Here is a 2,713-nt window from a genome sequence, read left to right on the forward strand (position 1 = left end):
ATTCTGAATTTTCCCGCTTTCCTATTTCCTTCCCACCGAGGGACTATCTCAATGTTCAACTCTCTGGCCACATCTCCCGACTCGTTAACCCGGATTTGTACTGGTTTTCAGGCACTCTCGGATCCCCTACGGCTGCAAATTTTGCAACTGTTGCGACATCAGGAATTATGCGTCTGTGAATTGCGCGACCATCTCGATATCGCCCAATCTAAATTATCTTTTCACCTAAAAACGCTAAAAGAAGCCAATTTAGTCCGCAGTCGTCAAGAAGGTCGTTGGATCTACTACAGCCTAAATCTATCTCAATTTCTTCTCCTAGAAGAATATCTATCCGAATATCGTCGTTTTGCCGCCCTTGTCCCCGCTCGTTTCTGCGAGGAAAATCAGTAACCAATCAAGATTTTTAGAAATATTAAAGCTTTATAACTAGCTTTTACCCTTGACATATCAACTTTTTTTGAAATAATAAAGGTGGATTACCCAATCTCCCATTATTCTCTTTCCACCTTTGTGCGATGACTAATCAAATCAATCCTAAAGCCGCCAAAGCTGGCGGTAGCCTTAGTGTTTTTGAAAAATATCTTACCCTTTGGGTTATTTTCTGTATTTTGGCGGGAATTGCCCTCGGTCGGTTATTTCCGGACGTAGCGCGGACTTTAGATGCCATGAGTATCTATAACGTTTCTATTCCGATCGCCATCTGTCTTTTCTTCATGATGTATCCGATCATGGTTAAGATCGACTTTTCTCAGGCTCTTCGGGCTGCCCGTACTCCCAAACCAGTTATTTTAACTTTAGTGGTTAATTGGCTGATCAAACCCTTTACCATGGTGGCGCTGGCTCAATTTTTTCTCGGCTGGCTGTTTCTGCCTTGGTTGAGTCAAACGGAGATTATCCGAGGACAGACGGTAAGTTTAGCTAGTTCCTACACTGCTGGAGCTATTTTACTAGGAATTGCTCCCTGTACGGCTATGGTCTTGATGTGGGGCTATCTTTCCTACAGTAACCAGGGTCATACCCTAATTATGGTAGCAGTCAATTCCCTAGCGATGCTTTTTCTCTACGCTCCTCTAGGTAAATGGTTACTGGCAGCTAATAATTTTGTAGTCCCCTGGCAGACCATTGTTTTTTCTGTGTTAATCTACGTTGGTTTACCGCTTATTGCCGGTATCTATAGCCGTCACTGGATTTTTAAACATAAAGGACGGGCCTGGTTTGAATCGCGTTTTCTTCACTATCTCAGTCCTGTGGCAATCACTGCCTTATTGTTAACCTTAATCCTCCTCTTTGCTTTCAAAGGCGATTTAATTGTTGGTAATCCCCTGCATATTTTCCTGATTGCTATTCCCCTCTTTATTCAAACTAATCTGATTTTTTTACTTAGTTATGTGGCCGCTCTCAAACTCAATTTAGTTTACGAAGATGCGGCTCCCGCTGCTTTAATTGGTGCTAGTAATCATTTTGAGGTAGCGATCGCCACTGCGGTGATGTTATTCGGATTGAATTCGGGGGCCGCTTTAGCGACAGTAGTGGGGGTATTGATTGAAGTACCTGTGATGTTAATGTTGGTAGAATTCTGTAAAAAAACCGCCTTTTGGTTTCCCAGAGATCCAGAAAAAGCCACCCTTCTCGATCCTCGTTGCTTGAGTTCTTACAAATAATTATTCACCATGCTCCAATCGACTCACAAACCAAGGATTCTTTTTCTGTATGGCTCTTTGCGGGAACGTTCCTACAGTCGTTTACTAGCAGAAGAAGCGGCCAGAATTATCACTGAATATGGGGCAGAAGTGCGCTTTTTTGATCCCCGTGAATTGCCGATTTATGGCAGTGTTCCCGATACTCATGCCAAAGTACAGGAATTACGAGAATTAAGTCAATGGTCTGAGGGTCAAGTCTGGTCATCTCCCGAACTTCACGGCAATATTAGCGGCATTATCAAAAACCAAATTGATTGGATTCCCTTAAGTATTGGTGCGATTCGTCCCACTCAAGGCCGCACTTTAGCAGTCATGCAAGTAAGCGGAGGTTCCCAATCTTTTAACGCGGTTAATACTCTGCGAATTCTTGGTCGTTGGATGCGAATGTTTACTATTCCTAATCAATCTTCTGTGGCTAAAGCTTATCAGGAGTTTCACGAGGATGGCACGATGAAAGATTCCCCCTATCGAGATCGGGTTATTGATGTGATGGAGGAACTTTATAAGTTTACCATTCTCCTGCGGGATCAGGTAGATTATCTGACCGATCGCTATAGTGAAAGGAAGGAAAAAGCCGCCCAAGAAATAGCCACAATTGCCCATAAAGCTATTAATTAAATCAATTTCTAGGAGTTAAAATCATGAAAAAAGTCATGTTTGCCTGTAGAAAAAATTCCTGTCGTTCCCAAATCGCCGAAGGTTTCGCTAAAACTTTAGGTGCGGGTAAAATTGCTGTCACAAGTTCTGGATTAGAAGCGGCCAAAGTTCACCCCGGAGCAATCGAAGTTATGCAGGAAATTGGCATCGATATTACTGACCAAACTTCCAAATCAATTAGGGATTTTAATCCTGAAGATTACGATGCCGTTATCTCCCTATGTGGTTGCGGTGTCAATCTGCCGGAAGGATGGGTTTTACAGGAAATTTTCGAGGATTGGTTAATTGATGATCCCGATGGTCAACCCATCGAAACTTTTCGCCGAGTTCGCGATGAAATTAAGGCTAAAGTTGTC

Annotated in this window: 4 protein-coding genes; all 4 read left to right on the forward strand. The window is 42.8% G+C overall.

Going from position 1 to position 2,713, the window contains the following annotated elements:
* The first annotated feature begins 51 nt into the window (after positions 1-51).
* Positions 52-390 carry an ArsR/SmtB family transcription factor gene (locus tag PX481_RS16780; protein WP_288095086.1) on the forward strand — a complete coding sequence of 113 codons (339 nt, stop codon included), beginning with the start codon at positions 52-54 and terminating at the stop codon, positions 388-390.
* A gap of 125 nt (positions 391-515) precedes the next feature.
* Positions 516-1,661, forward strand: a complete 1,146-nt coding sequence (gene arsB / locus PX481_RS16785; RefSeq protein ID WP_002757727.1) for an ACR3 family arsenite efflux transporter — start codon at positions 516-518, stop codon at positions 1,659-1,661.
* Between the two features lie 9 nt (positions 1,662-1,670).
* Complete coding sequence (arsH, locus tag PX481_RS16790; protein WP_002757728.1) at positions 1,671-2,318, forward strand: arsenical resistance protein ArsH; 648 nt, start codon at positions 1,671-1,673, stop codon at positions 2,316-2,318.
* Positions 2,319-2,341: 23 nt separating this feature from the next.
* Positions 2,342-2,713, forward strand: a 372-nt coding sequence (gene arsC / locus PX481_RS16795; protein WP_288095085.1) for an arsenate reductase, glutathione/glutaredoxin type, incomplete at its 3' end; no start/stop codon positions are given.

The sequence above is a fragment of the Microcystis sp. M53603_WE2 genome, assembly GCF_030065435.1.

Excerpts from the sequence above, each read along its gene's own strand:
- PX481_RS16780 (WP_288095086.1), top strand. The coding sequence starts at position 52 with ATGTTCAACTCTCTGGCCACATCTCCCGACTCGTTAACCCGGATTTGT.
- arsB (WP_002757727.1), top strand. The coding sequence starts at position 516 with ATGACTAATCAAATCAATCCTAAAGCCGCCAAAGCTGGCGGTAGCCTT.
- arsH (WP_002757728.1), top strand. The coding sequence starts at position 1,671 with ATGCTCCAATCGACTCACAAACCAAGGATTCTTTTTCTGTATGGCTCT.